Source organism: Acinetobacter sp. 228, from assembly GCF_048147885.1.
Window position 1 is genome coordinate 1 of the sequence record NZ_JAYWYV010000229.1, and the last position, 1,468, is coordinate 1,468.

Consider the following 1,468-nt stretch of genomic DNA (forward strand, 5'->3'; position numbering starts at 1 on the left):
GGATAGTTAGCAGTAAGGGCAACAACCACACCGTTCGCTTCAACAACTTGGAAAAAAGCAGATTTTAAGCTGCTACTGTCTTGTTTGGGTAAAACAATTAACAGTAAGTTAGTTTCATTATGCTGGATATAACTTTTTAGCTGTTTTAAACCATTGGCATCGGGCTTGATATTGCCGTGAACTTCAATAGCAAGTTGCTGAGAAAATAAAGATAAGCTGTTCAGTGCATTAAAGACATTTTTCCAGTCACTTACACTACTAATATCGTAGCGCTGTCTTTCAATGTCTTGTTGCTGCCAGCTTTTGCGAAAAGTATCGAGTAAATTTTGTTCTAATAAAGGTTCCTGTCCATGCAGGATCCACGCACCCCGAGCTTCCGGAATGCGTTTGAGGGCTTGTAAATAGTCAAGTTTCATTACTTAAGAAAAGATACGTCTATGGTTGAGCTTTTGGTAAGCGATTGGCTGAAATTTGACGAGTAATTTGCTGTGCAAGGTCATCAATTACAATACGTTGCAAGTAACTCTCTTGCTGGTTCTCAGTGTTGACCGTTGCCAAATCATATTGATAACTACGAGCTGCGGTTAAAGTACGCGGCTCTGTAATTTTATTACCTTGACGGTCTTCAATTTGGAAAGTTACAGTCAAGCGTAATAATACTTCTGTAAGTTTACCATTTAGAAGCTGACGACGAGGCGTGTATTCTAAAACACGAAGAACATAGGCGTCGTTGTCATTGCTGAGTTGAACACCATTTGCCGTTAAATACACTTTTAATTGTGTTTCAAGGTCATCGGTTTTTGCCGGTAACTCAAGGCTTAATTTTTTATAAACAAGTGGAGTCGCAGTCGGGTTGGTTCCTTTTAAATGGAAACCACACCCGACTAAGCCTGCACTAAGGCCTAAGGTTAAAACAACAGCGGCTAAACGTTGGGCTAAGTGCATGCTTGATCCTCTCATTAATACCTGTAATTAAACCACGAGGTTAACCAATTTGTTTGGAACCACAATCTCTTTTTTGGTTGGTCCTGTTAAGAACTGCTGAACTTCTGGTAATGCTTTCGCTTGAGCTAATAACTCATCTTTAGAAATATCAACAGAAACTTCAAGTTTACCGCGAAGTTTACCATTTACTTGTACAACAATCGTTTGAGTATTGCGGGTTAATGCAGAAGCATCAACTTCAGGGAAAGTTGCTTCTGTTAAGTCCGTACCAAACTGAGCCAATAAAGTCTGGCTTAAATGCGGAGCAAATGGAGCAAGTAACGTTAACAATGTGGTGATTGCTTCACGTTCTACAGCAACGTCATTGTCATCTTTTGCTTCAAACTTATTGCTTGCATTTAACAATTCCATCAATGCAGCAATTGCAGTATTGAACGCATGACGACGCTCAATATCATCACTTACTTTTTGAATGGTTTCGTGTGTCTTACGACGTAAATCTTGAGCATCTTTAGACAAGTTT

Annotated in this window: 2 protein-coding genes and 1 pseudogene; all 3 read right to left on the reverse strand. The window is 39.4% G+C overall.

Features of this window, described 5'->3' with window-relative positions:
• Positions 1-416, reverse strand: a pseudogene (locus VXQ92_RS17645) (DNA polymerase III subunit delta); the annotation flags it as partial.
• A gap of 19 nt (positions 417-435) precedes the next feature.
• Entirely contained in the window at positions 436-945 is a 510-nt protein-coding gene (gene lptE, locus VXQ92_RS17650) for an LPS assembly lipoprotein LptE (protein WP_000549819.1), read from the reverse strand.
• A gap of 27 nt (positions 946-972) precedes the next feature.
• The coding region (locus tag VXQ92_RS17655) for a class I tRNA ligase family protein (protein ID WP_031989010.1) at positions 973-1,468 on the reverse strand (496 nt) is incomplete at its 5' end.

Excerpts from the sequence above, each read along its gene's own strand:
- lptE (WP_000549819.1), bottom strand. The coding sequence starts at position 945 with ATGCACTTAGCCCAACGTTTAGCCGCTGTTGTTTTAACCTTAGGCCTT.